At 57.5% G+C, this 25,573-nt stretch carries 22 protein-coding genes; 14 read left to right on the top strand and 8 right to left on the bottom strand.

Annotated elements, in window-relative coordinates; translation table 11 throughout:
• Positions 1–19 precede the first annotated feature (19 nt).
• From FJ972_RS22460 to rfbD, 14 genes are all read left to right on the top strand, one after another.
• The gene (locus FJ972_RS22460) at positions 20–1,264 is read left to right on the top strand and encodes a hypothetical protein (RefSeq protein ID WP_140520785.1); all 1,245 of its coding nucleotides are present in this window, start codon (positions 20–22) and stop codon (positions 1,262–1,264) included.
• Between the two features lie 97 nt (positions 1,265–1,361).
• Positions 1,362–2,588 (top strand): lipopolysaccharide biosynthesis protein, encoded by a 1,227-nt coding sequence (locus FJ972_RS30200; protein WP_246674139.1) that lies wholly within the window; start codon positions 1,362–1,364, stop codon positions 2,586–2,588.
• 155 nt (positions 2,589–2,743) lie between these two features.
• The gene (locus FJ972_RS30275; protein ID WP_319023030.1) at positions 2,744–3,724 is read left to right on the top strand and encodes a glycosyltransferase family 4 protein; all 981 of its coding nucleotides are present in this window, start codon (positions 2,744–2,746) and stop codon (positions 3,722–3,724) included.
• A 29-nt stretch (positions 3,725–3,753) separates the two neighbouring features.
• Positions 3,754–4,908: a glycosyltransferase family 4 protein gene (locus FJ972_RS22445; RefSeq protein ID WP_140520782.1), complete on the top strand. Its 1,155-nt coding sequence runs from the start codon at positions 3,754–3,756 to the stop codon at positions 4,906–4,908.
• A gap of 353 nt (positions 4,909–5,261) precedes the next feature.
• Positions 5,262–5,747, top strand: coding sequence for a hypothetical protein (locus FJ972_RS22440; protein ID WP_140494880.1), 486 nt, complete (start codon positions 5,262–5,264; stop codon positions 5,745–5,747).
• Between the two features lie 105 nt (positions 5,748–5,852).
• On the top strand, positions 5,853–6,350 hold the full coding sequence (locus FJ972_RS22435; protein WP_140520781.1) for a hypothetical protein: 498 nt from the start codon (positions 5,853–5,855) through the stop codon (positions 6,348–6,350).
• A gap of 21 nt (positions 6,351–6,371) precedes the next feature.
• Positions 6,372–7,274 carry a polysaccharide biosynthesis/export family protein gene (locus tag FJ972_RS22430; protein WP_226880373.1) on the top strand — a complete coding sequence of 301 codons (903 nt, stop codon included), beginning with the start codon at positions 6,372–6,374 and terminating at the stop codon, positions 7,272–7,274.
• A gap of 47 nt (positions 7,275–7,321) precedes the next feature.
• On the top strand, positions 7,322–9,700 hold the full coding sequence (locus tag FJ972_RS22425) for a GumC family protein (RefSeq protein ID WP_140520780.1): 2,379 nt from the start codon (positions 7,322–7,324) through the stop codon (positions 9,698–9,700).
• Positions 9,588–10,847 (top strand): hypothetical protein, encoded by a 1,260-nt coding sequence (locus tag FJ972_RS22420; RefSeq protein WP_181173448.1) that lies wholly within the window; start codon positions 9,588–9,590, stop codon positions 10,845–10,847. The genes FJ972_RS22425 and FJ972_RS22420 overlap by 113 nt, the downstream gene beginning before the upstream one ends.
• On the top strand, positions 10,844–12,265 hold the full coding sequence (locus FJ972_RS22415; protein WP_140520779.1) for an O-antigen ligase family protein: 1,422 nt from the start codon (positions 10,844–10,846) through the stop codon (positions 12,263–12,265). The genes FJ972_RS22420 and FJ972_RS22415 overlap by 4 nt, the downstream gene beginning before the upstream one ends.
• Positions 12,266–12,318: 53 nt before the next feature.
• The gene (rfbA, locus tag FJ972_RS22410) at positions 12,319–13,200 is read left to right on the top strand and encodes a glucose-1-phosphate thymidylyltransferase RfbA (protein WP_140514965.1); all 882 of its coding nucleotides are present in this window, start codon (positions 12,319–12,321) and stop codon (positions 13,198–13,200) included.
• Positions 13,201–13,755 (top strand): dTDP-4-dehydrorhamnose 3,5-epimerase, encoded by a 555-nt coding sequence (rfbC, locus tag FJ972_RS22405; protein WP_140520778.1) that lies wholly within the window; start codon positions 13,201–13,203, stop codon positions 13,753–13,755.
• Positions 13,756–13,786: 31 nt separating this feature from the next.
• The gene (gene rfbB, locus FJ972_RS22400; RefSeq protein WP_140520777.1) at positions 13,787–14,857 is read left to right on the top strand and encodes a dTDP-glucose 4,6-dehydratase; all 1,071 of its coding nucleotides are present in this window, start codon (positions 13,787–13,789) and stop codon (positions 14,855–14,857) included.
• Positions 14,854–15,732 carry a dTDP-4-dehydrorhamnose reductase gene (gene rfbD / locus FJ972_RS22395; RefSeq protein WP_140520776.1) on the top strand — a complete coding sequence of 293 codons (879 nt, stop codon included), beginning with the start codon at positions 14,854–14,856 and terminating at the stop codon, positions 15,730–15,732. Before rfbB ends, rfbD begins: the two co-directional genes overlap by 4 nt.
• Before the next feature lie 76 nt (positions 15,733–15,808).
• On the opposite strand, the gene FJ972_RS22390 is transcribed toward rfbD, so the two are convergent.
• The 8 genes from FJ972_RS22390 to FJ972_RS22355 all read right to left on the bottom strand — a co-directional run bounded on the left by FJ972_RS22390 (position 15,809) and on the right by FJ972_RS22355 (position 25,571).
• Positions 15,809–16,927: a glycosyltransferase gene (locus FJ972_RS22390; protein ID WP_140520775.1), complete on the bottom strand. Its 1,119-nt coding sequence runs from the start codon at positions 16,925–16,927 to the stop codon at positions 15,809–15,811.
• A 60-nt stretch (positions 16,928–16,987) separates the two neighbouring features.
• Positions 16,988–18,103 carry a glycosyltransferase family 4 protein gene (locus FJ972_RS22385; protein ID WP_140520774.1) on the bottom strand — a complete coding sequence of 372 codons (1,116 nt, stop codon included), beginning with the start codon at positions 18,101–18,103 and terminating at the stop codon, positions 16,988–16,990.
• A 52-nt stretch (positions 18,104–18,155) separates the two neighbouring features.
• On the bottom strand, positions 18,156–18,767 hold the full coding sequence (locus tag FJ972_RS22380; RefSeq protein ID WP_140520773.1) for a NeuD/PglB/VioB family sugar acetyltransferase: 612 nt from the start codon (positions 18,765–18,767) through the stop codon (positions 18,156–18,158).
• Between the two features lie 69 nt (positions 18,768–18,836).
• Entirely contained in the window at positions 18,837–20,519 is a 1,683-nt protein-coding gene (locus FJ972_RS22375) for a glycosyltransferase (RefSeq protein ID WP_140520772.1), read from the bottom strand.
• A complete protein-coding gene (locus FJ972_RS22370; RefSeq protein WP_140520771.1) occupies positions 20,510–22,807 on the bottom strand; it encodes a glycosytransferase in 2,298 nt (765 codons plus the stop codon). Before FJ972_RS22370 ends, FJ972_RS22375 begins: the two co-directional genes overlap by 10 nt.
• 109 nt (positions 22,808–22,916) lie before the next feature.
• Positions 22,917–23,669 carry an ABC transporter ATP-binding protein gene (locus tag FJ972_RS22365; RefSeq protein ID WP_140520770.1) on the bottom strand — a complete coding sequence of 251 codons (753 nt, stop codon included), beginning with the start codon at positions 23,667–23,669 and terminating at the stop codon, positions 22,917–22,919.
• A complete protein-coding gene (locus tag FJ972_RS22360) occupies positions 23,666–24,403 on the bottom strand; it encodes an ABC transporter permease (RefSeq protein WP_140495057.1) in 738 nt (245 codons plus the stop codon). Before FJ972_RS22360 ends, FJ972_RS22365 begins: the two co-directional genes overlap by 4 nt.
• 67 nt (positions 24,404–24,470) lie before the next feature.
• The gene (locus FJ972_RS22355) at positions 24,471–25,571 is read right to left on the bottom strand and encodes a DegT/DnrJ/EryC1/StrS family aminotransferase (protein WP_140520769.1); all 1,101 of its coding nucleotides are present in this window, start codon (positions 25,569–25,571) and stop codon (positions 24,471–24,473) included.
• Positions 25,572–25,573 lie beyond the last annotated feature (2 nt).

Genomic DNA, 25,573 nt, shown 5'->3' with positions numbered 1-25,573 from the left:
AGATGGCGATGGAACGAAAGTGAAGCACCTCAAACGAGATTATTTTGTTTCGCCATTTGCGCTCACGCCGCAAATGTTGTTGCTTTTGTCGAGCTTGGTCTACTTTGTGCCATTCGTCACCGGGGGATTTCAGTATGTTGATGTCGGCAGAAGGAAGTATGATTTCATATATCACGCGGGCACTGGATATGCCATTGCGCTTTCTCTTTCTTGCATTGCTGCCGCGATGCTGGTCTTCATGCCAAGGCGTCAAGATTTCGAAGTCGAAGGCGACGTTCGGGGAGAGTCGATCGTAATAATTGTGATGCTGGTGGTGTTCGGTGGGATTTCGATAGCAAATCCGGCACTTTTTTCGGCCTCAAAGGCCGATGTTTTGTCATCTACCGGGCGGATCCAGTATGTATTTTACAACAGCTGCATCATCGGCATGGTGTTCGGAGCCCTGTCGGGGTGGAAGAAATCCAGGCTGGTCATCATCTTGAGCTGCCTGGGACTGATGCTTACGCTCTATATCGGGCATCGCTCTTCGGTTGCCATCGCGATTTTAGCTTGTTTGTACATAAGGTACAGGAACATTTCCCTGCTTTTGATCAGGAAAAGATACATAATTGGAGGAATTGGCGCATTCTTTTTTCTTGCAGTGTACAAGGCAGTATATGCAGCAATAAAAGCAGGAAATTTTGAACTTGTAGGTCAGAAAATACAATTCGACCAATTGTCCGATTCCGCTCTCGTGGGGCTGGAGCAGTTCGTGACATTGGCTCACCTGGATCTGGTCGTGAAATATGACTACACCTTGCCGTGCTCGAATCTTTGGCTGGTGCCTTTTTCTCTGTTTCCGTTCTCGGATACGGTCTTTGGCAAGGACGGATGCACCTACAACGAGCAGGTTCAGCCGTTCCTATTTCCGGGTTACAGTGGTGGCGTCGCTGCAAACATCTGGGCGGAGTTCTTTGCCAATTTCGGGTATGCCGGATTTCCGCTGCTCGTTGTCATTCTGTCGCTCGTGTGTGTTGCCGTCGAGGCGATAATCCGCAATGTGCGCAGCGCGACGCTCAAGGCCGGGCTGATCGTGGCCATCGTCCATCTCACATTCTACATCCAGCGCAAGGAGCTGCTTGGCGCCTTCATCTCCGCCAAGCGAGCCGTTCTCGTTGCGCTTTTCATTTTTGGCTTGGTTTATGTGCACCGGAAGTGTTTTCCACCGGCCCCCGCCGAGGTGATGCCGCAGGGGGCGCGGGCCTTGCGCCGAGACAATGGCTGAGGACGTGACGGCGGTCGCCAAGCCTTCCGGATGGATGCGCGCGCGGCGGGTTGTCCGCGACGTTACGTTTACGACGTCCGCAAGCGGAGTGGCCGCGTTGTGCTCCATCCTTGCACTGGCGCTCAACGCACGGTCGCTGGGTCCGGGGAATTTTGGCACACTCGCCGTAATTCAGGCCTATGTGGCGTTCGTTTCCGGCCTATGCACGTTCGAGAGCTGGCAGCTAGTGATCAGGCTGTGCGCGAGGTCGCCTTTGCGTCTGGGACCGGCGGCATCTTGCGGAATTGCCCTCGATGTTTCAGCCGCCCTTCTCGCCACGGTCCTGGCAATAGGCGGGATCTTGCTGTTTGGAGAAGCTGTTGGCGTGTCGCGGGATAATCGCCTTCTGGCGATTATCTACAGCCTCACCTTGTTGGCGAGTCTTTCGGGTACGCCGAAAGGTGTGCTTCGGCTGAACGGCCGGTACGACGTCATTGCCGGCAATCAACTCATGCAAGGGGTTGCCGTGGTGGTTGCCTCTCTCGTCCTTTGGATCCTCGATGCCTCATTGCCGGATTATGTAATCGTGCTGGCAGCGGTCGGCGCATTCTACAACCTGACGCTGTTCGTTCGCATGCTGCTCTATGCCAGGGAGGAGCACATCGAACTGCTCAACCCGCTTCGCTCCCGGTCCAAACGCCGTTTCTTCTGGGCGTTTCTTGCCATGGCCACGGGGACCAGTCTGCTCTCGACGCTTGTGAGCGCCAGGCGGCATCTCGCATTGTTCCTTGTCGCGGGCCTGCTGGGAGAGGTCGCCGCGGGCTCCTATTCGCTCGCATCGCGCCTAGCGACGATGGTTTCCCGGCTGACCGGTCCCTTGAACCAGGTGATCTTTCCCGAGATCGCGAAACTATCCAGGCAAGAGCCTCCTTCTCGTCTATACCGCTTGAACGCCCGCATCACCGTGGTTTCGGCATGCGCTGCCACCGGCATGGCAGTCGTGGGGGTGCTGCTGCAAAACCCCATCGTCCTTCTGGCTGGCGGTTCGGCCTACGCCGAAGCTTCGCTGCTCTTTGCCATTTTGTTCGCGGCCGAATGCTTCGGCCTCGCTGGAATGCATCTCAATCCGCTGATTCAGGTCCTGGCCGGGACGAAGCCGCTTTTGAAAATCACGGCGCTGGCGATCGCCATCTATGTTCCGCTTTGCCTGGCTTTGTCCGGATGGATCGGAATTTCAGGCATCGCCTGGGCCGGCTTGCTCGTATCGGCGGCGGTCTATGCGGCGATGATGGTGGTTTCGCACTTATTGTTGAAAAGGCGGATCCGCCTGGCGGAAGATATCTGAAGGCTGATGTTTTGAGATACTTGTTTTGCCTGCCAAGATACCACACCAATGCGGTACCTTGGGTTCGCATTCTCACTTCGGCGGGGCACCATGTTGCGGTCGACGTAGTCGAAACGAGCGTCACGGAGAATCACGCTCTTGTTTCTCCCAACGTGATGGCTCCATCCGCGCTGTCCCGGATGATCATGCGTCGGCGCTCGAGCAACATTCCGAATTCGCCTTTTTCCTTTCCCGGCGTCTTTTCCTACTGGAAGCGTTTGCAGGCCGAAGACCCCGACGTGGTGATCATCCGCGGAGTGACGCGATGGTTTTGCAGGGTCGCGGCACTCTGTTCAATTCTGCAAGGGCGCAGGCTGGTCATCTACGACCAGGAGGACGCCAAGCCCAGCGCATGGAGTGGCACATGGGTTCGAAGAGCCGTCTTTCATGGCCTAGGCATCCCGCATTTCACCTCACGGCTTTCGCCAAATCTTGGCCCGGCCAAGCTCGGCGATGCCATGTCCCTGCCATTCGGGAGCCCTTTCGAGCCGGCCCGGACTGAAGGCCTGGAAAGCAGGCCATTGCAGTGGCCGCCTCGAATCCTGATGGTGGCAAAATACCGGGAGCGCAAGGGGCACAGTTTGCTTCTGAGGGCGTTGTCCGCGATTTCATCCATGCCCTTCTCCCTGACATTCTGCGGCGAGGAGGCAACGAACGCCGACACGGCTTTCTGTCAGGCCTTGCGGCGCGAGGCTCAGGCGCTTGGCGTGGCGGACAGGCTTCGGTTTCAAAACAACATTGCGCATGACGACATGATCTCGGTCTTTTCCGGTCATGATCTCTTGATACTGCCCTCGCGGGCTGAACCCGCGGCGGTGTCTCCCATCGAGGCGGCCTGGGCGGGATGTGCCGTGCTGATGTCGCGAGACAGCGGCACGAGGTACTACATGCCCGAGGGGGCAGCTTTCGATTTCAACCCCGACGATCCGCAAGACATCGCACGCGCGGTCGCGAGGCTGATCGCTCGGCCACAGGATCTGGGGCCTGCAAGGGACGCCTGCTTCGCCCGCATCTCATCGCTCGCCAGTGACGACGAGATCTTGCGGCTGTTCGAGACCTTTGGGCCGGGCAGGGCACGACTGCATACAAGACGGTGAGCGAAACGGCATTGGGGGAGGCGGGGACGATGCTTGGGATCGGAAGAAAGATAATCATCTCCATCAACACGTCCTGGAATGTCGTCAATTTCCGCAAAGGCCTCATCGAGGCGCTGCAAGGGCGGGGCTATGAAGTGGTGGTTGCGGCGCCCAGGGACGAGTATTCGCGCCTGATCCCGCCGATGGGCTGCCGGTATGTCGAAATCGAGATGGATAATTCCGGCACCTCGCCGTTTCGCGACATGGTGCTTCTGTGGCGCTACTGGCGCCTGCTGCGCCGCGAGAGGCCGCTGGCGTTTGTCGGCTTCACCATCAAGCCCAACGTGTTCGGATCGCTGGCGGCAAACCTCAATGGCATCCCGGTCATAAACAATGTTTCAGGGCTCGGCACGGTTTTCCTCCGTGGCGGCCTTCTCCAGAAAATTGCCAAGGTCCTGTACCGGCTGGCGCTGGTCCGTTCGAAAATAGTCTTCTTTCAGAATGACGACGACAGGATGCTGTTCGTCAGCGAGCGCCTAGTCCGCAAGGAACTGACCGCACTGCTGCCGGGCTCCGGGGTCGACCTTATTCGCTTCTCTCCGGCGCCCCGCCAAAGCCAATCGTCCGGCGCGATCGTCTTTCTGCTGGTGGCCAGGCTTCTCTGGGATAAGGGCGTGGGCGAGTTCGTCGAGGCAGCTCGTCAGATGCACCGCAACATGCCCGGCGCGCGCTTCCAGCTTCTTGGATTCCTCGATGTCGAGAACCGCACAGCGGTCAGCCGTGCGCAGGTCGAGCGATGGGCAGGCGAAGGCCTGGTCGAGTATCTCGGAACCACCGACGACGTCCGTCCCTTCCTGGACGCGGCCGATTGCGTCGTCTTGCCCTCCTACAGGGAAGGAACGCCGCGCTCGCTACTGGAAGCAGCCGCGATGGGCAAGCCGCTGATCGCGTCAGATGTGCCCGGCTGCAGGGAGGTGGTGGACCACGGCGTCAACGGCCTGCTGTGCAAGGTGAAAGACGCAGGCGACCTGGCAAGCAAGATGCTCGAATTCGCAACGATGGACGCCGCATCCAGGAACAGGATGGGCATGGAGAGCCGAAGCAAAGTGGAGCGGCAGTTTTCGGAACGGATCGTCATAGAGTGCTACATGACGCAGATAGGGAAGCTCAATGCCTCGCCAGGCGATGAACCGGCCGGCGTGTAGTTGAACGCGGTTGAAGTTCGAGCCGAGGAGATCAGGCATTCAAGCAGGCGCTAAGCTTGTCTTGCTGCATTGCAGATCGGGACTCGGCTTTCGAGGGGGCTCGGCTTTGATCAAGTTGGGCTCGGTGTAATCAGGATGAAAAGGGAATCGTAATTTCTCTTTGGAGGGCCAGACATCCATCGCCGACAGCTCGGGATTATTTATACGTAATTGCTAAAATGGCGCGTTGTTCAGGTCAAACTTCTCCGCATCGTGCGACACGGGTTGGAATTGTGGCAAAAAAATGTTAGGCGCTGATGTCACCACCTTTTGATCTGGCATATCCGGGATGATTTGAAGGAAAGGCGAAACGGATGAATGTCATCATTAGAACCGCAGTGAGCGCGTTGGTTGCCGCGAGCGGTTTCACTTCGGTTTCATCTTTCGCCCAAGACGTATCCTGCAGCTGCGCTGCCGCCTATCGCGGCCCGGCGAGTGCGATTGGATCCATTCGTTCCGCCGATGGCGACGTGATGGTCTCGCAGTCGGTCGGCTATGGTCCTGCAAAGGCGGGGAGCACTCTCGGCCTTGGCAGTCGGGTGGTAGTCGGTACCAAGGGTTCGGCATCCGTACTTGTTGGCGGCTGCAACATGAATGTACCGGCGAATTCCAGTCTGGATGTTTCACGCGTGGGCGGCAACATCTGTCTGAAACTCGTGGGTTCAGAACGGACGGCGGCCATCCAGCCGTCCGGTGGCACAAGTGGGTTTGGCCTGCCCGAAGGGATTTTCGCCGGTGCGCTTGTCACCAGCGGTGTGTTGGCGGCGACGCAGGATGACGACAAAGCGGTCAGTCGCTGAGGGGCGGATCACCTGAATGCTGGTGAGTTCTTTGAGTGTTGTTGACCGAAGGGGTGCGTAAGCGATTCGTTCCGGGGGCGGGTCGTTGGTTCGAAGGGGGTAGAAATGACCGGGCGTCATCGGGTTGGGGTTGTCTTCGCTTTTATCACGCTCGCCGGGGGAGGTGCCTGGTTTACAGCGTCCGATGCTGTTGCCCAGTCGGCACAGACATGTTCGTGCCTGGCCGCTGCGCCCGTGTCTGGCATTGTCGGCCAGTTCACCCAAGTCCAGGGTGATGTGCAGATGTCGCAGGCCGGCGGTTACGCCGGGGTGGGCGCGGGAGCGCCGATTTATCCAGGCGCACGCATCATGACCGGGCCGCAAGCATCGGCTTCCTTGGCTGTCGGCGCCAATTGCGCGCTTGATGTTCCGGCCAACGCGACCGTCAGCATCGATCCGGTGCAAGGCGGTATGTGCGTCTCGCTTGATGCGCAGGAAGCTGCTACCGGACCTGCCAATTCCGGACCTGGCATTTTGCCGGTGCTGTTGGGCGCCGGCGCGGTTGGTGGCGGTGCCGCACTGGCTATTGGATTACAGGATGACGACGACGCAGTCAGCCGCTAGCCAAGGTCTGGTCTCGCCGGTTTGCGCAAGCTCGGGCGCGATAGTGCAGAACCAGTTGCTCACGCCATTGGAAAAACGAGCGAAGAAGCCGGGAGCCAGCTGTGCGGGCCATTTCGATGGACTGCCCAAGCTGTTCAAGAGTGGGGCTCTGTAATGGGCATTCTCGATCTCGGGGGAAGTGGCGTGGGAATGCCGGCACTGCTTGTATTGCTCGCCCTCTCTGCTTGCGCGAGCAGTTCATCATCGTCCACGAGCTCTGTCGATGCGCTGCAGCCGACATCGTCCTCAACGGCGCTTGCCGGGGGCGGCGCGCTACGGATGGTGAAGGATCTGCCGGCACCGCAGAATACACAAAACGGCAGCGAGCAGCCGCTGTCTGCCAACGATGTACTCGAAGTCAGCGTATTCCAGGTCGACAACCTGAACAGGACGGTTCAGGTGGACGCCGGCGGCCAGATTTCCCTTCCGCTTATCGGGACGATGACAGCGGCCGGCAAGACGGTCCGCCAGCTCGAAAAGGATATCGAGACAGCCTATGGCGCAAAATATCTGCAATCGCCGGATGTGACGATTTTCGTCAAGGAATCGATAGGCCAGCGCATCACGGTCGACGGTGAGGTCAACAGGGCCGGCATCTATCCGGTGTCCAGCAGCGCCTCCTTGCTGGATGCGATCGCCCTTGCCGGAGGCTTCAACGCCATCGGCGATGCCGGCAAGGTCTTCGTCTACCGCAATGTCGGTCAAAACAAGCTGGTCGCAAACTACAATGTCGAGGAAATCCGCGCCGGCAAGAATCGCAACCCGCGCATCTATGGCGGCGACGTGGTCGTGGTTTTCGCTTCGAAGTCGAAAATCGCAATGAACAATTTGAAGGATGCCCTGGGCCTCGCGTCGAGCGCGGCCCGAATTGCGGTCATTCCGTAAGGGAGGCCTGGCCGGCCAGGGTACGGACAACCAGGATCACCTCGCGCATGCTCGATCGCAACAGGCAGCCCCAAATCGCCGGTCCTCGACATGGCCAGGCTTTGTCCGCGGACCTCTATTATGACGGGGCGCAGAATTATAGTCCTTACGGTCGAGACTATGCCGCTCACGACGAGAGATTCAATCCGCTCAAGCTGCTTTTCTATGTCGTGCAATATCGCTGGCTGATTGTCATGATGGCGGTGGCTGGCCTAGTTGCCGGTATCATAGTGACAATGATGCAGACGCCGAAGTATCAGGCAACGACACAGCTGGAAGTCCTGGTCCCTTCGGCAAAGGTTTTTCAGGACATCGAAGTGGTTTCCGAAAACAGCGACTTACGCGCGTTTCTGACCGCTCGCGAGAAACTGAAGAGCCGTGCGCTGGCCCAGCGCGTCGTGTTTCAGCTGGGGCTCTCCGAAAAACCGGATTTCCTGTTCCCAACCCCGAGCTTCTCGCTCAGCAACATCCTCTACCGTGCATTCGGAATTTCCAAATCGCCTTCGATCCAGGAAAAGACCCCCGAAGAGCGAGAGGCAATGGCGATCAAGCGCGTTCTGAAGGATCTGACGGTCAACCTTGTGACCAACACCAGCTTGCTGTCGATCACTTTCATCGACCAGAAGCCCAGATACGCAAGCGACGTCGCCAACCAGGTCGCGCAGAGTTTTATCGATCAACGTCTCGACCAGACCAGCGAGACGTCCGATCTGGCGAGACAGTTCATCCAGGAACAGGTCCTGCAGGTCAAGCAGAAGCTGCAGAAGTCCGAGGAGGAGCTGGTCGCCTATGCGAAGGATGCCGGCATCACCGTCACCGGCGACGACAAATCGCTGATCGGATTGAACATCGAGGCGCTGAACACAGCGCTCGCGACCGCTATCCAGGATCGTCTTGATGCCGGTCGCGTCGTGGACCAGATAGACAAGGGGCGAGGCTCCAGCCTGTCGCCGGTTCTGGAGAGTGATGGCTTACAAAAACTCAGCGAAAAACTCGCGGACCTCAAGAGCCAATATCAACAGAAACTGAGCATTCTGAAGCCTGGCTTTCCGGAGATGCAGCAACTCCAGTCGCAGATCAAGGAGCTGACGCGGCTCTATAATAACGGCGTCCTGGCGATAACCGATTCGCTGCGCCTGAAGTACCAGGAAGCACAGAACAAGGAAGCCGACCTCAAATCCAAGCTCGCCGAGATGGAAAAGCAGCAGGTCGTCTTCAATGACAAGAACATAAAATACACCATCCTCAAGCGCGAGGTCGATTCCAACCGGTCGCAATATGACAGCCTCATCACCAAGCTGAATGAAGTAGGCGTCAGCTCCGAGCTCAAAACGCAAAGCGCAGCCATCGTCGATTTCGCGACCCTGCCCGTAAGTCCCTATTCTCCGCGCCTGATCATCAATCTGGCGATCGCGCTAGCGCTGTTCATGGCTCTCACTGCATCGATCATCTACATCATCGAGCTGCTGAACAACACCTTCACCAACCCCGAGCAGGTCGAAAGGGAGCTGGGGCTGGCCATGCTCGGCATCCTGCCGCTCGTCGGTGACCGCGAACTGACGGCCAGCATCGCCGACCAGAAGTCCGGGCTATCGGAAGCTTATCGTTCGCTGCGAACGTCGCTGCAATTCTCCGGCGCGGAGGGCGCGCCGCGTTCGCTGCTGGTGACCAGCTCCGAGCCTTCCGAAGGCAAGTCGACGACCTCGTTCAAGCTCGGTCAGGATTTCGCCGCCCTCGGTGCGAAGGTCTTACTTATCGACGGCGATCTGCGCAAACCGAATCTTCATCGGCTGTTCGGTCTCGACAACGCGATCGGGTTGAGCAATCTCCTGACGAATACGGTGCGCAAGGAAGATGTGGCGGGCATATTCAGGACGACCAAATATCCCAACGTGACCGTGCTGACGTCCGGAACGATCCCGCCCAACCCTGCGGATCTGCTTTCATCGCCGAAGATGGCGCTGATCGTCACCAATCTCGGCAAGCGTTTCGATCTCGTCATCATCGACGCTCCGCCGATCGTCGGCCTGTCCGATGCGCCCATTCTCAGCCGGCTTGCCGAGGGCACACTGGTGGTCATTTCCACGAACCAGGTGACGCGCAAGGCGGCCAAGACGGCGCTGAAACGCCTGCGCGCAGCCGGAGCGAACGTGATCGGGGCGGCAATGTCGAAATTCGCGGTGAACAAGTTCGACTACAACTACGCCTATAAATACATGAACTACCAATATTACGAACATGGCGCGGGCACGCCGAAGATTGAGGGCAAAGTCGATGACGGAGCAGGCCAGCCCTCTCATGCAAAATCTCCTGCGTTCAAGCGTTTGGTTCGTCGCCTCCGTTCTGGTGTTGATGGCTTCGTCGATCGGGCTAAGTCGGCTCCTTGAGGAGGGAACGCCGAGCGTGTCTCTGGCACTGGATCCGCTGAACGCAGATGCCTTGATAGACGAAATTGCCGGCGAGCTGAACGAAACGAGCGTCGATCTCGGCGCCTTGGCCGCCAAGGCCAAGAATGCGCTTCGCTTCAATGTCGCGGACGCCCGTCTCTACAGCCTGATCGGTGAGATCAGATATCGGCAAGGCGAACAGGCCCAGGCTTTCGAACTTTTCGACCAGGCGCGAAAACTGTCCAAGACTGAAATCCATGCGCTGCAGAGGTCCATCGATCGCTCGATCGCGGCAGGCGATCTGGCGAGGGCCGTGGGCGAGATCGACACCTTGCTGCGCCGGTGGCCAGACCAGTTTTCGGCCATCGCCCCAGGCTGGCCTGCCATCCTTTCCAATTCCGACGGCTATCAGGCCGTGCTGGCAGCCCTGGAGGCAGAGGCGCCGTGGCGTGGTAAGCTTTTTCTCGCCCTTGGCCAGAACCCGCAAAGCCTGGGACCTGCAAACCAGCTGCTGCTCGATCTCGGACGCACGGATGCGCCGCCGAAATCCAGCGAATTGTCCGCCGTTATCACCGGTTACATCAAGCAGAAGGACTATGGCCCGGCCTATCGGCTGTTTCTTTTCAGCCTGTCCGATCGGGAGCGGAAGCTGGGCGGCTACATCTTCAATGGCGGCTTCGAGCCGCTCTTCAGCGGCAAGCCGTTCGACTGGGTGATACACGACCGATCTGGGCTGGAGATCACCTTTGCTGGATCGCAGGGCGCGGGTGAAAGTGAAAGCGACAGCGGGGCGACGGTTCGATTTCTAAACACGCCGGTCAAGAACGCTGCGCTTCAGCAATATGTCGAATTGCCCCCCGGTTCTTACCGGATGTCCATGACCGCGTCCGCGACAAATCTCAAACTGCCAAAGCAGCTGTTCTGGTCCGTCAGATGCGCGGACCCGTCAAGTGAGATAGCGCGCTTCAACATACCGGAAGGCACATTCAACCGGCGAAGTCTGAGCCTGGATTTCACCGTCGGACCGGCTGCGTGTCCGATACAGTTGCTGAGGCTGGAAACAGCCGCAATTGCCGAGAGCTGGCGGTTTCGATACGTCGGCACGCTGATCATGCACAGATTGAGCATCGAGAGGGTGTCGTCGTGAGAGCACGGTCACGGCAGCCCGGGCAGTGGGACAAATACCTGCTTGGGTCGGTTCTTTTCCTGTCCCTGCTGATTGGCGGCGGCACCGCGAGCGGCCTCTACACCGAAACGCTGATCGAGATCGCGGCGATTCTCTCGGCCGCGGCCATCCTGTCGCGGCCCAGCGGACAAACAATTCCCCGGGCGATCTTGTGGCTGATTGCTCTCGGCCTAGCCGTGTTCTGCTTCCAGATCGTTCCGCTGCCCGGGGCCTTGCTGGACGGGTTGCGGCCCGAGGTGCTGCTTGTCAGACCCTGGCTGGATGGTGAAACGCAATCGCGCTTCGTCAGCGTCGGCGTCGGGCGCACGATCGAGTGCATGTTGTATTTCGCCGCCGCCGCGGCATTTTTCCTCGGCGTCACCCGCCTGCGCACCGAGGAGGTCTACGGCCTTGTTCCCTTCTTTTTCATGGGCGTCATCTGCAATGGCCTGGCCGCGGCGATCCAGTATTCGCTCTCCGATACCGTCGCCATAGAAGGATTGCTGCCGTTTGCGATCAATGCGGGCCTGTTTGCCAATCAAAATCACTTTTCGGCCTTGCTCTTCGTCTCCATCCCATTCGTGGTCTATTATGGCTTGTTCCGTGGACATTTTCTGTCCGGATCGCTTGGGCTGACGATGCTCTTGCTGCTTCTTCTGGCAGCCGGCTCGCGCGCCGGCATTCTGATCGGACTGGTGATCACCGCGATATCAGTTGTCTTCCTGTCGGCTCGCTCAAGGGCGGGCGGATATGGCATTCTTGCGGTTTTCATCGGGCTTTCCGTCTACACGATCGGCGCATGGGCGAAGATCGATGCGAAAGTGGTCGATCCGGCTTTCGGCAGGGCAGAGTTTGCTCGCACCACGATCGAAGGAATGAAAGAGAACTGGGTGACTGGCGTTGGCTTCGGCAGCTTTCCGAAGGTCTATCAGATGTACGAAAAAGCCGGAATGATTTTCAGAACTTATGTAAATCATGCCCACAATGACTACCTCGAATTGGCACTTGAGGGCGGCATACCGGTCGTTTTGTTAATGATTGTGTATGCCATATTGCTTTTCGCCTCGTCGGTCCGGATTCGCCGGGAGCCGTTACAGAAGGCTGCATTTCTGTCGGTGTCGTTTTTGCTCGTTCACTCTCTTGTCGACTATCCCTTGCGAACCGCAGCACTCGCGATGACGTTTGCCTATTTGAATGCGATCGTCTTTCACAGGGGTTTTGCCGAGCGGCTGAACCAAAGGCGCGAGATGGGCGAGATAGGCCATCACGATGAAGACAATCTGCTTGTCCCGGCCAGGACCTCGGGCCCGGCAAGGCAAGGGCGGTTGGCGGGGGCCGGGGACACTCGCTCGGCCCCCTTCGTCGGGCACCAGATTGACAAGCCACGGCATGAAACCTAAGCACGGTCGGCTTGTGTCAGGGGAGGGGACTTAGGCATGTCAAGGAGAGTTTCTTGAAAGGAATTATCCTTGCTGGAGGCAGTGGAACGCGCCTTTATCCGCTAACGTTGGCGGTCTCCAAGCAAATCCTCCCGGTATACGACAAGCCGATGATCTATTACCCGCTGAGCGTTTTGATGCTTGCGGGGATTCGAGAGATTCTGGTCATATCCACGCCGCGGGACCTGCCGGTTTTCCGCGAGCTGTTGGGCGATGGATCGGAATTCGGGCTTGAGTTGTCCTACGCCGAGCAGCCGCAGCCCAACGGGCTTGCGGAAGCGTTCATTATCGGCCGCGATTTCATCGGCGCGGACAGCGTTTCGATGATACTGGGCGACAACATCTATTTTGGCGACGGATTGTCCAAGCTTTGCCGCACCGCGGCATCGCGCGAAAGCGGCGCTTCGGTGTTCGCCTACCATGTCGAGGATCCGGAGCGCTATGGCGTGGTGTCCTTCGACAAGACCACTGGAACCGCGCTCACGATTGAGGAAAAACCACAGAAGCCGAAATCCAACTGGGCCGTCACCGGCCTTTATTTCTACGACAACCAGGTTGTCGATATCGCCTCAAGGATTCGGCCCTCGGCTCGAGGCGAGCTCGAAATCACGGCGGTCAACAATGCCTATCTCGAGCGTGGCCAGTTGCAGGTGCATCGGTTGGGGCGCGGCTATGCCTGGCTCGATACCGGCACTCACGACAGCCTGGACGATGCTTCTTCGTTCGTGCGTACAATCGAACGTCGCCAGGGCATCAAGGTCGCCTGTCCGGAGGAAATCGCCTTCGAACAGGGCTGGCTGAGGGCCGATGAAGTGTTGCAGCGGGCAACCCGCTTGGGAAAAAATGAATATGCCGCTTATCTGCGCCGTCGCGTGGTCGAGTTGTCGGAGGACTAGATGCTGGAGGTGAGACCCCTTGGCATCGAAGGTCTGCTCGAAATCATTCCGAAGCGGCACGGCGATGCCCGTGGCTACTTCACCGAAACCTGGAACGCCGCACGCTTCGCCGAGGCCGGCCTCGAACTCGCCTTTGTCCAGGACAATCACTCCTATTCCGCCGCGGCCGGTGTCGTCAGGGGATTGCACTATCAGTTGCCGCCACGTGCCCAGGACAAGCTGCTGCGCGTTGTCAGGGGCAGCGTCCTGGATGTCGCGGTTGATATCCGCCGCTCCTCGCCGACATTCGGAAAATGGGTTGTCCTCGAGGTCTCGGCCGAGAAGGGCAACCAGATCCTGGTGCCCAAGGGCTTCGCCCACGGCTTCATGACGCTCGTGCCCCATACCGAGGTGCTGTACAAGGTGACCGACACCTATTCGCCCGAACACGACCGCTCGATCCGTTTCGACGATCCGGCCATCGGTATCGAATGGCCGCCGCCGGCTGGCGGCTTCCAGCTTTCTGACAAGGACCTCAAGGCGCCGCTGCTCGCCGCCGCCGAGGTGTTTGCCTGATGAACATTGCCAGATGCAGGGGGCCAGCAGCATGAACTTTCTGGTGACGGGCGGGGCCGGCTTCATCGGTTCGGCGGTGTGCCGGCATCTGTGCGCCAACCCGGCCTACCGGGTGACCAATCTCGACAAGCTGACCTATGCCGGCAACCTGGCCTCGCTGCGGCCGATCGAGAATGCACGAAATTACAGCTTCGCCCATGCCGACATCTGCGACGAGAGGGCGGTGTTCGACATATTGCGCCGCGACGATATCGACGTCGTCATGAACCTCGCCGCAGAGAGCCATGTCGACCGCTCGATCGATGGGCCGGGCGCCTTCATCGAGACCAACATCGTCGGCACCTACCGGATCCTCAATGCAGCGCTGGAATACTGGCGCGGCCTTTCCGACGACAGGAAGGGCCGTTTCCGCTTCCATCACGTCTCGACCGACGAGGTGTTCGGCGACCTGCCCTTCGATGGCGGCATGTTCGTGGAAGAGACGCCTTACGCGCCGTCTTCGCCCTATTCCGCCTCCAAGGCGGCCTCCGACCACCTGGTGCGTGCCTGGCACGAGACCTATGGCCTGCCGGTGGTGCTGTCCAATTGTTCGAACAATTACGGGCCCTACCATTTTCCCGAAAAGCTGATCCCGCTGGTCATCCTCAACGCGCTCGACGAGAAGCCGCTGCCGGTCTACGGCGCCGGCGCCAATGTGCGTGACTGGCTGTTCGTCGAGGACCATGCGCGCGCGCTGGAACTGATCGCCACCAAGGGGCAGCCGGGCGAGAGCTACAATGTCGGCGGCAATTCGGAACGCACCAATCTGGGTGTCGTCGAGACGATCTGCGATCTGCTCGACGCCAGGCGCCCCCGGGCCGCCGGCAAAAGCTATCGCGACCTGATCTCTTTCGTCACCGACCGTCCCGGCCATGATCGCCGCTACGCCATCGACGCGTCCAAGATTGGCCGCGAGCTCGGCTGGACGCCGAGGGAGAATTTCGACAGCGGCCTGGCAAGGACGGTCGACTGGTACCTGGACAACAAATGGTGGTGGGGACCGATCCGCGAACAGCGCTATGCCGGCGAAAGACTGGGCGAAGCGCGCAAGGAGGCGGTGTGAGGCTCGTTGTCACCGGACGCGAGGGCCAGGTTGCGGCAAGCCTTCTGGAGGCTGGGCGCGAAGACGTCAAGGTCATCGCCATCGGCCGGCCGCAACTCGACCTCGCGCGGCGCGGGACTGTGATCGAGGCCATCACCGCCGCTAAGCCCGATATCGTCGTGTCGGCCGCCGCCTACACGGCGGTGGACCAGGCCGAGGACGAACCCGAGCTCGCCTTTGCGGTGAACGCCGCCGGCGCCGGCGAGGTGGCGCAGGCGGCGGCTCGGCTTGGCGTGCCCGTCATCCATCTGTCGACCGATTATGTCTTCGACGGCACCAAGAACGGTCCCTATTTGGAAACCGACGCGACCGCGCCGATTGGCGTCTACGGCGCCTCCAAGCTTGCCGGCGAACAGGCGGTGGCATCAGCCAATCCGCGCCACCTGATCTTGCGCACGGCGTGGGTCTACAGCCCGTTCGGCAAGAATTTCGCCAAAACCATGCTGAGGCTGGCCAGCGATCGCGACGAGATACCGGTTGTGGCCGACCAATGGGGAAATCCCACTTCCGCGCTTGATATCGCCGACGCGATCCTGCATGCGGCAGCACGGCTGCAACGCAACGAGGATTTCGCCGCGTGGGGCATCTATCATCTGGCCGGCACGGGCGAGACCAACTGGAGCGGCTTCGCCCGCCATATCCTGGACACAAGCGGTGGGCTCGGTGGCCCCTCGGCGCGGGTGCGCGATATTGCTGCGACGGACTATCCGACCAAGGCGCGCCGCCCCGCCAATTCACGGCTGTCGAGCGCGAAGTTTGCCTCCGTGTTTGGATGGAGTGCGCCGGTACTGCAGAAGTCGGCGCGGGAGGTGGTTCGTCGTCTCCTGAGCAGGTGACCTGACGGGCTTTGACTGCATCAACAACTATCAACCCGCGGGGGATTCACCGGCTGCCACAGCGCGAAGCCGTATTTCAGCGTCGGCGGTTATCGAGTTGGTGATAGAGTTCGGCGTATGCTGTTCCCATCCTGTCAGCTGTAAAGAGGCGAACATAGCGATCGCGAGCAGCTCGCCCCCAGTTCGCTGCCTCGACCGGCGAATCGACGACCTGGTTGATGGCTTCGGCAAGGCGTGCTGGATCGGAAGGCGGTACGACCAGCCCGGTCTCGCCGGCTTTATTCACATAACTTGTTCCCGTTCCGATCTCGCAAGAGATCATCGGTTTACCGCACATCGCCGCCTCGACGAGAGAAAGCCCGTAGGCTTCCGACCTCTGGTTTGACGGAAAAACGAACCCCAGGCAGTTGTGGAGGAGCGCCATCTTGTGCCGCTCGGCCACCTCGCCGAGGAATATCACATTGTTGCGACGCAACGTCTTGGCCTGAAGCTTCAGGCGCTCTTCGATAGGCCCTGATCCGGCAATAACGATCTTGCACCTGACTTTGTCGGCCGCCTGAATCAGCACGTCCAGCCCCTTGTAGTAGCGCAAGACGCCGACGAAGAGCACGAAAGGCTCCGTCACCGCCGCTTGGCACCATCTGTTGTCGGCTTCGGTCGGCGTGGGATAATCGGTTTCATTTATGCCGATTGGGATGATCGCCGATTTGCCCTCCAAGGCTCTGAGAACGGGGCTCGATTTCAAATAGTCCGGAGATGTCGCGACGACAGCGTCCACATCCCTGAGGAAGCGCAGCATCAGCGGCCGATAAAGAGGCAGCAAAAGCCTCTGTTTGACGATGTCGGAATGGTAGGTGACGACGGTCGGTTTGCCATGACGGGATTGAAAATGCACCATGTCCATGAGTGGCCATGGGAAATGGTAATGTATGAGGTCGGCTTTCCCGGCGAGCGCTCCGAACTTCCGAAAGACGTCAAGCGAAAACCCGGTCGACGCCAGTTCGAAATCCAGCCTGGCTTTTCGGGCCATGTGCCCGTCGAGATGCTGCGTGTTCTCGTTCGGAGCACGGCTCAAGGAGAGCACTTCGGTTTCGATGCCGCGGCTGGCGGTGCTTTGAGCGATGGCATGTATCGTCCGCTCCACCCCGCCAAAGGTGTCGGGCCAGTATGTCTTGAAGAAGTGCAGCACTTTCAAAGATTGGTCTTCCGTCTTCGCTCGATGGCCAGTTCAAAAATCTGAAGCATACCTTCCACGTCAGCGCCTTCTTGCGGTTATGGCCAATTCGAACACTGCGACCAGGTCCAAGGCGCTTTTTCTCCAGTCGAATCGGAGCGCGTTCAGGGGCGCTTTCTCAGCCAGCCGCGAGCGCAACGCATTGTCGAGTGCCAACCGGCCCATCGCGGCGGAGATATCCTGGACGTTGGTCGGGTCAACAAGAAGGGCAGCTTCGCCAGCCACCTCGGGCATGGAAGACATGTTTGAAGTTACAACAGGCACCCCAACCGCATTTGCTTCGATAATTGGAAATCCAAAACCTTCGTATAATGACGGCATGACAAGAAACTTCGCTCGGCGATAGAGGACAGCGAGATCGCTGTCCGTGACATATCCCGTAAGTCGCACATCCGATTCGATTTCGAGGCGCACCATGCGCTCGCGCAGGTCGCCGAGACGCCACCCCTGCCCCCCCGCTATGACGAGCAGCAGATTTTTCCTGACAGGCTCCGGAAGCAGCGCATATGCTTCCAGGAGATTTGGCAAGTTCTTGCGTGGTTCAAGTGTGCCGACAAAAAGGGCGTAATCGCGGTCGATGCCTTTGTCCGCAAGCACGCTGTTGGTCCCGCCATCCTCCAGGCGCGTCACTCCAGGGTACACCACGTGCAGTTTCTTGGAGACCTGTGGATACAGCATTCGAATGGCATCGGCCGTAGCGCGCGAGACTGCGACGATCTTATCCGATGAAAATACTGCAGGTCGCATGAGGAAGCGATCGCCGAGCCAGCCCTGCAAACGCATTGTCGATGCCGCATGGTGCCATACGAGATCGTGAATGGTCACAACGCGGGGAATATCCGGATCCAAGCTAAAGGGCAATCTGTGGGCAGGGCCCCAAAAGATGTCGATTTTGTCGCGGGCTGCCTGTTTGGGTAAGATGGTTTGACCCCAAACCATGCGCCTGAAATTGCCTGCATGACCAGATATCCGAAACGTTCCGCCCGATAGACGAGAAATATCCGAGACCGGTCGCTCCGGGAGATACAGAAAGATTTCGTGACCGGCTTCCGCCAACCCACGGCACATCTCCAGCACATAGCGGCCGATGCCTGTGAGATTGTGGACAAGGTTGCGGGCATCAATGCCGATTTTCATGAATCGGACCGTTTTTTCTGTTCGAGCCTGAAAGGAAAGCGGCTGGCGCTGTCTAGCCGTGGGCTCGACGGGCCGGCGTGCCTGTATACACGCCGGGCACTTCAATGTCTCGGACGACCGTTGCGCCAGCGCCGATGATGACATTGTCGCATATGCTGAGCCGATCAATCACGGTCGCACCTGCGCCAACCAGAACCTGTGTGCCTATTCGGCAACGGCCTGCAACGGTCGCATTGACGGATATATGAGAAAAATCACCGATCACGCATTCGTGGTCAACGACTGCGCCGCTATTGATGATGACGCCCCGGCCAACCTTTGTAAGCGGTCCTATATGGGCCTGATGAGCGACCAGTGAGCCTTGCCCGATCTCACATTGCCTCCCGACAGAGGCAGTCGGTGCGACGAGCATCGCAAGAGGAACAAGCGCGCTCCCGCATTGCGCGCGTCGCCGCGCATTGTCACCCGAGCCCGGAAACATGAACCAACCGGCGCCGGAGGCATTGCTGGGAAGAACAGCGACAGCAGGAAAGCCCGCAAATTCCTCACCGGCCTTTGCCTGGTCATCGATGAAAATCAAATCATCGAACCCTGTCGATAAGGCTATGTCTCCTACGCTGCGCGCATGGCCGCCAAAGCCCAGAATGAAAAGGCCTTTGCTCATAGTGACGGCGTCATGCCTTTCTGCTCTGCTTTTGATCTGCCCGAGGTCCGTCGGCACTGTGTCAGGGGCTTAAACAGCTTCATTGAGTCGTTCGACAATCTCAGGCGTATATGAAAACGGCTTGCCAGCCATGTCGTTCAGAATGTCAATATAGTCGGCGACAACATGGTCCCACGTACGGTTCACCAAAACCTCATCGTAGAATGCTCTCTGGATTTTGTAGAGGCTATCCTTGTGCTGGATCGCCCATTCGATTTTTTCGGCCATCGCCGTCCAACTCTCGGGATTAAATACTGTCTTTTGATGCACCACTTTGTCGGTCAGGATTTCCTTAGTGACAGGGATGTCTGCCATGACAACTGGGGTCCCGACCGACACTGCTTCTGTAAACGTGAACGGCATCCCACCTTCTGACAAGCTCGGGTTCACAGCGAGGACAGCGCGGTTATAGCACGCGGCCAGTTCCCGCTCGGTGAGATTACGTAAACACAGGACATCATCGTGTAGGTTGTTTTCAGTCAAATACCTGTTGACTTCCCTGTCCGCCTGCCAAGCTCCAGTAAGAATAAGCTTGTAACGCAACAGCTTCTCGCGTCGGAGCCAGCGATACGCCTTCAACAGAGTGACGACATTCTTGTTCGGTCGAAACTGACTTGCATAAAACACAAAACCAAGATCGCCAGAAGAAAACCTCACGCCATTCCAGTTGTTGGTCGCCTTCGAGGTTGCTGACCAGAAATATTGCGCGCTCAATGCATCGCTGGCTTTCCTGTTATCTGCAAAACCAGTCACTGTGATCAGCTCATCGAGCCGGTTTGCGCCATGCGGCACAACGTGAACCGACGATCCCTTGACCTGAAACCTTTCCACCAGCGTCTTCTGCTTCACGTGCTTACTGTAGGTGACAAAGGCATGGCCCGCGTCGATAATTGATTCGATGCGCCGGAAATTATTAAACAATTGATCTGCCGCCGGTTCATCCGTAGCAAACCCGACCGGGAAGCCGGTGAACACTACGTCGGGAACGCACGTCAAACGCGGCTTTTCAATCAGATTGAATTGCGGCCAGAACGCTGTCGGGCAATACCAGGCCGAAATATCATCCCGCCTGTTTGCCATTTCAGCGACAAGCCGGGCTTCTTCGTCACACATCGTTTGATAGAGATGATGCCGCATTCGGCCAAGTAGCCCAAAGATGCGGGGTTTCGCAGGTTGCGTGGTCCCCAGCATTCTGCGCAAAGTAGAACTGCGCCTGAGACGGCCAACCCCCTTCAGAACAGTATTGCGCAGCAGATAGATCAGCGCGGCGAACGGCAGTAAGCTAAGCGCGAGAATGACAGTAGCAACGAACACTAGCGGATTTCGCGTTCGCATGAGATAGCGGGTCACTCGGGACACCAAGCGAATACCAGCAAACTTGATCCGAAGAAGCAGCCCCCCTTTTTTTACGTCATCCTTCTTGCGGACGCGAGACAACCATTTCCTCACTCTCGTTCCTGTCTGAAAGGCTGACCATGAAAGGGAACTCTGCGTCGGACCGAGTATTTCGTATTGGCCTTCACTGACCCCGAAACCATCCATCAGATCTCTGAGATGATCCCTCATCCAGCTCGGCGCTGCGATTACAAACTCGACGTCATCACGCCTAAGGGAGGCGCGCAGAAATTCGGCAAGGTGACGGCCAAGGCCTTCATTGCGCAACTCGATCCGTGGCCCATAGGCCAAATATATTCCGTATTTGGTTACAGGCATTCTGAAATGACGTTCCAATAATCGCGCGCGCAATCCTCAATCGACATCTCACGCCCTTTGAATGGTGCAAGCGGCAAAGAATGGTCCCGAGCGGGTTCGCAAATGTTCCCTGCCATAGAGTTCGGGTCTTCGTCATCGGTCCAGGTAATGTTAAACCCGAGATTTCCAGCATATTCTTTCAACACCGGGCAATGTGCCGCAACAACACGCTTTCTAAAGGCCCGGGCAATGGTTATGGTCGTAATGTCACTGTCGAGTTTGCCTGGGCGCCATAGGAAAGCCGACTCCTTGATGACCCGCCGGAGCTGCCTTTCGGACAACAATTCAGAGATCGAGTAACGCCTGCGCGGAATATTCCATCGGCGCATCGCCTTCGTAAGGTTGCGTTTGACATTGCTGATATCATCGTCGGTCAATTTCGTCTGGTATGCCTCCGAGAGAAGAATATTGCATTTCAGCTTGCCGCTCATCTCATGATAGTAAATTGCAAGCGCTTCCGCAGCACGATCGATGTTGGCGATTGAAAGTGGGTGCAGCACCCAGACAAACGCTTTTGCCTCCTCACCCACATCCAAGGCTGGAGCAACCTCGATTGTTGGCAAAGGTGGCAAAACATGGACATTCCTGGCGGAGACCCCCTCGCAGTGAATCAGCTCCTCACTTGCAAACTGGCTGTCGACGATGACGGCTTCGGGTGCAAGCGTTAACCCAAACTGCCCCATCTTAACGATTTCTTGCGGGCCTGGGCGGAAACGTGGCGCTATCGTGTCTGGAGCTAGAACAATCGGACGAATTGGCAGGATCGGTGTGCTGACTTCTGACGCGACAACCACCCAGAGATCACAATCCTGCAAATGATTGATGCCGTCATCAGGGATGAGATAACTATTTAATGTCAAAGGTCGCGCAGCACCGGCATAAACAAGCGCCCGATTGGCAGCTTCCCGGTCAAGCGCACGCCATGAGAATTCCCTTACGGGCACGTCGAACTCTTCCTTTTCAATCGGTTTACTCGAATAAGCCCGCTTGCTGCGTTCGATGGTGAGAACTATTTCCACATCCTCATTGGCGAGTTTGGCCCCTTCCTCCAGCGCCAAGGCCAAAGCGCGAGCCTTGGCTATGGAATTCTTGTCGGTCAGCACAGCAATGCGCTTGGGCAGCGGTTCCAATTCCTCCGCATCAGCTCGCGATTCTGCAAGCTTGGTGAATACCTTCTCCATGCCTTGACGCCAGAACCCGGTACAGTTCTCTGCCTTCATCGGATCGAGCAGGACCGCTTGGCTCTCACGTATCTTATTAATCAGTTTCCAGTCATCCTTGAGGATGCGGTCAATTTTTTTTCTCGCCTCCTCGATAGTTGCGCAACGGCCGGGCAATTTCTTACCACCGAACATATCGAGAATGCCGCCACCCATGAATACAAGCGGCATCCCAGCTTTAATCGCCTCGAACGGGTGGAAGTGAATATGGTTAGGTTCTTGGCTGTGATAGAACATCACGCGCATCTCGCGCATATTTCTGCGATGTTCCTCGATCGGCAGATAACCCAGCACGCTTGGGTCTGTCGTCTTGACCGATTGCGCGCCGCCGATTGCATAGGGAAACCCACGGAAGTCTTTCTTAAATTTCTGGAATATCTCTACATAGGCTTGGTTAAAACCAATGTCGGGGCAGATGAACAGGATGCGCCGGTCACCGCCGTTCCATTCCGCCGAGATCGGATCACTTGCCCCGCCCATACCTAGTGGCAGAAACACGGTCTTAGATGCAAGATAATCAGGCTCGACTTTATGCAGATGAGGATAGCCTTCGGTAAACCAGAAGCGTTTTCCAAGGGCCTGGATTGCAGTGTAAACACCTTGGTAGAATGGCATTGTTTCGATGATCTTCGAATAAGTATTGTTGCCCGCCAAGCCATAGGTACGCCAGAGCATTGCTCCCTGGAACCGCCTGGCGGCAATTTCAAAACCCTTGGGATCGAAGACGATGCAGAACATGATGTCAAAATATTTGTTGGCGATTTCCCAAGCTTTGCGCGGCGCGCCTCTGTACCAATCAGCCTTATTCAGAACTGCAAGGTCATCCGGCGGGATTGTTAAGTTTTTATCCTCCGAATAATCGACGGAAGCGCTTCGGAAATTAGCATCGTCTGGATAGATCTTTGGAGTAAATACCTCATAGCCGAGTTCCCGCAACATTGGGATCTCGAATTTTCTGGCCGCAGTGTGATTGAGGATCCACATTACACGCGGCACATTGTCGACCCGGACGCTCTTTTCTAAACGCATAGGACTCTCTTTCTAGCAACTTCGATAGCGCCAGTATATTAGCTGACCTTAGCATTTCTCAAACGGGCTTGTATCAGACTAGAATGAGAAGAGCGCTTGAGACCCATGGCTAGGCAGCTATCCCATTTGCCCTATTGTATTCTGCGATCGCGCCAAGAATGTCGCCGTCAAAAATGATTTCGCCGTGATGAAATACAACTCCCCTTGCGCATATGGATTGCAGTGTTTTGAAATCATGCGAAGCTAACAGCAGAATCTCCGCCTGCTCGACAAGATCCAGGATGCGTTTGCGCGCTTTTCCCATAAAATTCGCATCACCGGCACCGATCACCTCGTCGAGGAGGAGAATGTCACCGCCGACCGCTGTCGAAATCGCGAAGGCGAGGCGCACCTGCATGCCAGCGGAATAGGTTTTGATCGGATAGTCGATAAACTCCCCGATATCGGCAAAGGCGACAACCTCGTCCTCTATCGAGCGCATGAATTTGGGCGAGAGACCAAGGAGAAGTCCGCGGTACAGGATGTTCTCCCGGCCGGTGGCATCAGGCTCGAAACCCAAACTCAGGTCAAACAAAGACCGGACGGTCCCCTCGACCACGCGCTTCCCGGAAGATGTCGGGTATAATCCTGCCACCATCTTGAGGAACGTGCTCTTGCCGGCCCCATTGTGTCCTAAAAGGCCAACGCGTTCGCCGGGACCAATGTCCAGACTAACATCCTTCAATGCGTGGATGTCGACGATCTTCTTGCCTCCTCCGTTCAACGTCGCCAGCGACGCCAGCATGGATTTCAACGACCGCTCGCTGAAGCCGACGGATGCATAATGGAGGTTTACCGACTCGAGGTGAATCCGGTTTGTCATAGGTAGAAGATCACCCTCTTTTCGGCGGACCTGCCCACGAGTGCTGCGATCAGCATGAGCACTGCGATAGTCCCGAAGCACCACAGGTAATTGGCAGCGACGGGCCATTCACCATGCAGGAGTGGAGCGCGTACGATCTGGAGGAGGTGATAAAGCGGATTGTAGTCCAGAAGGACATGCAGATTGCCTTTGCGGAACACCGAAGTCTCGAAATAGATTGGTGAGACAAACCATAGGGCTTGCAATATCAGGCCAAGCGCATGCGGCAGATCGCGAAAACGGGCAGAAAAATATGCCATTATCGTCGCCCACGGCCAGACAATCAGACCGATGATCGGGAATATCGTGAGGGCGGCAAGCCAAGACCAGCCGAAATTCTGCGGCATAACGACAAGCACCCAACCGATGAGGCTGATGCTGGCCAGGGCAAGCACCATAAGCCCGGAAATAACGTTTCGAAGCGTATATATCGCTAACGGGTGACGTGTCTGCTTGATGTACGCGTCGGCTTGGACGAAAGCCAATGCGCCTCCACTTACATTGAAGACGATGTACTCCCAGATGATGACCCCGGAGAGAATGTAGGGCGCATATTCCGAGATCGCGGCGTCGAAGATGCGACTGAATACGATGGAGATAAGGATCGTTAGGCCCAGAGGCTGGATAATCGACCACAGGACACCGAAGAAGGACCTTCTCCAGCGACCGCGCAGATCGGACATCGCGAGATGCATCCAAAAATATCGCGCGGCCCAAATGCCCCTAAGATACTCGTTCACAGGCCATTTCCTTAACGCAAAGTCACCGCGGTCGATCCTCGAAATAACCGATGATCGAAGAACATATGCGGTTCAACTGTTCCTCGGTCAGTCCGGGGTAGCTCGGCAGATTGATGCCACGCTTGCTTACGCTATCGCCATTCGGAAAGGCCCGGTCAGAATAACAGTGCGGCATGTGGCTGGCTAAGGGGAAAAACGGGCGTGTCTCGATTTCGTCGTCGGCAAGACGCGCACGCAACCGATCTCGATCCTCAACGTGGTCAACGACAATCGAACACATCCAGTGCGAATGATTAACGTCGCCCACGGGATCATGGGTCCTCAAGGGAAGCCCGGACAGTCGGGTCCGGTATATCTCTGCGATCTGCTGCTTGCGGTGGATGATCTCTTCAGCCATCTCGATCTGGGCAAGCCCGATCGCCGCCTGGATATTGGTCATCCGATAATTGTAGGCGAGCATGTCGTGCCAGTATTCGCGGGTCGGCGAGACACCTTGGCTTTTCAGGCGCCGACACTTGTCCATCACCTCAGCCGATCGCGCCAGAACCATTCCGCCTTCGCCGGTTGTGATTGTCTTGTTCCCGAAGAAACTGAAGGTGGCAACATCACCAAACGTGCCGACATGCCGGCCTTTCCACCGGGTCCCGAAGCCTTCCGCGCAGTCCTCGATGAGCAAAAGATCGTGATCGCGGCAAAGGCCCGAGATCGCATCCATATCACAAGGATGGCCATACAAATGCACCGCCATGACCGCGCGGGTTCTCGGGGTTATAGCGTCACGTATTGCCTGCGGATCCACCTGCAGCGTGTCTTCCAACGAGTCGACATAGATCGGCGTCGCGCCGGTCTGCAAAATGGTGTTGACCGACGCTATGTAGGTGAAGCTTGGAACGATGACCTCGTCGCCGGCACCGATGCCCAATGCATCCAGCACAAGGTGGATGGCTACGGTGCCGTTTGCCACGCTTGTCGCCTCTTTCGCGCCTACATACTCCGCAAAAGCTTTTTCAAATCGGGATATGAAGGCTCCACGCGAGGAAATCCAACCCGTAGTCAAGCACTCGTTGACATACGCCGATACGTTTCCGCTGAGGTATGGCTCATATACTGGAATTCGTGCCATGG

The organism is Mesorhizobium sp. B2-1-1 (assembly GCF_006442975.2).
In the GTDB taxonomy this organism is placed as follows: domain Bacteria; phylum Pseudomonadota; class Alphaproteobacteria; order Rhizobiales; family Rhizobiaceae; genus Mesorhizobium.
This window is presented reverse-complemented; position numbering and strand designations above follow the sequence as displayed.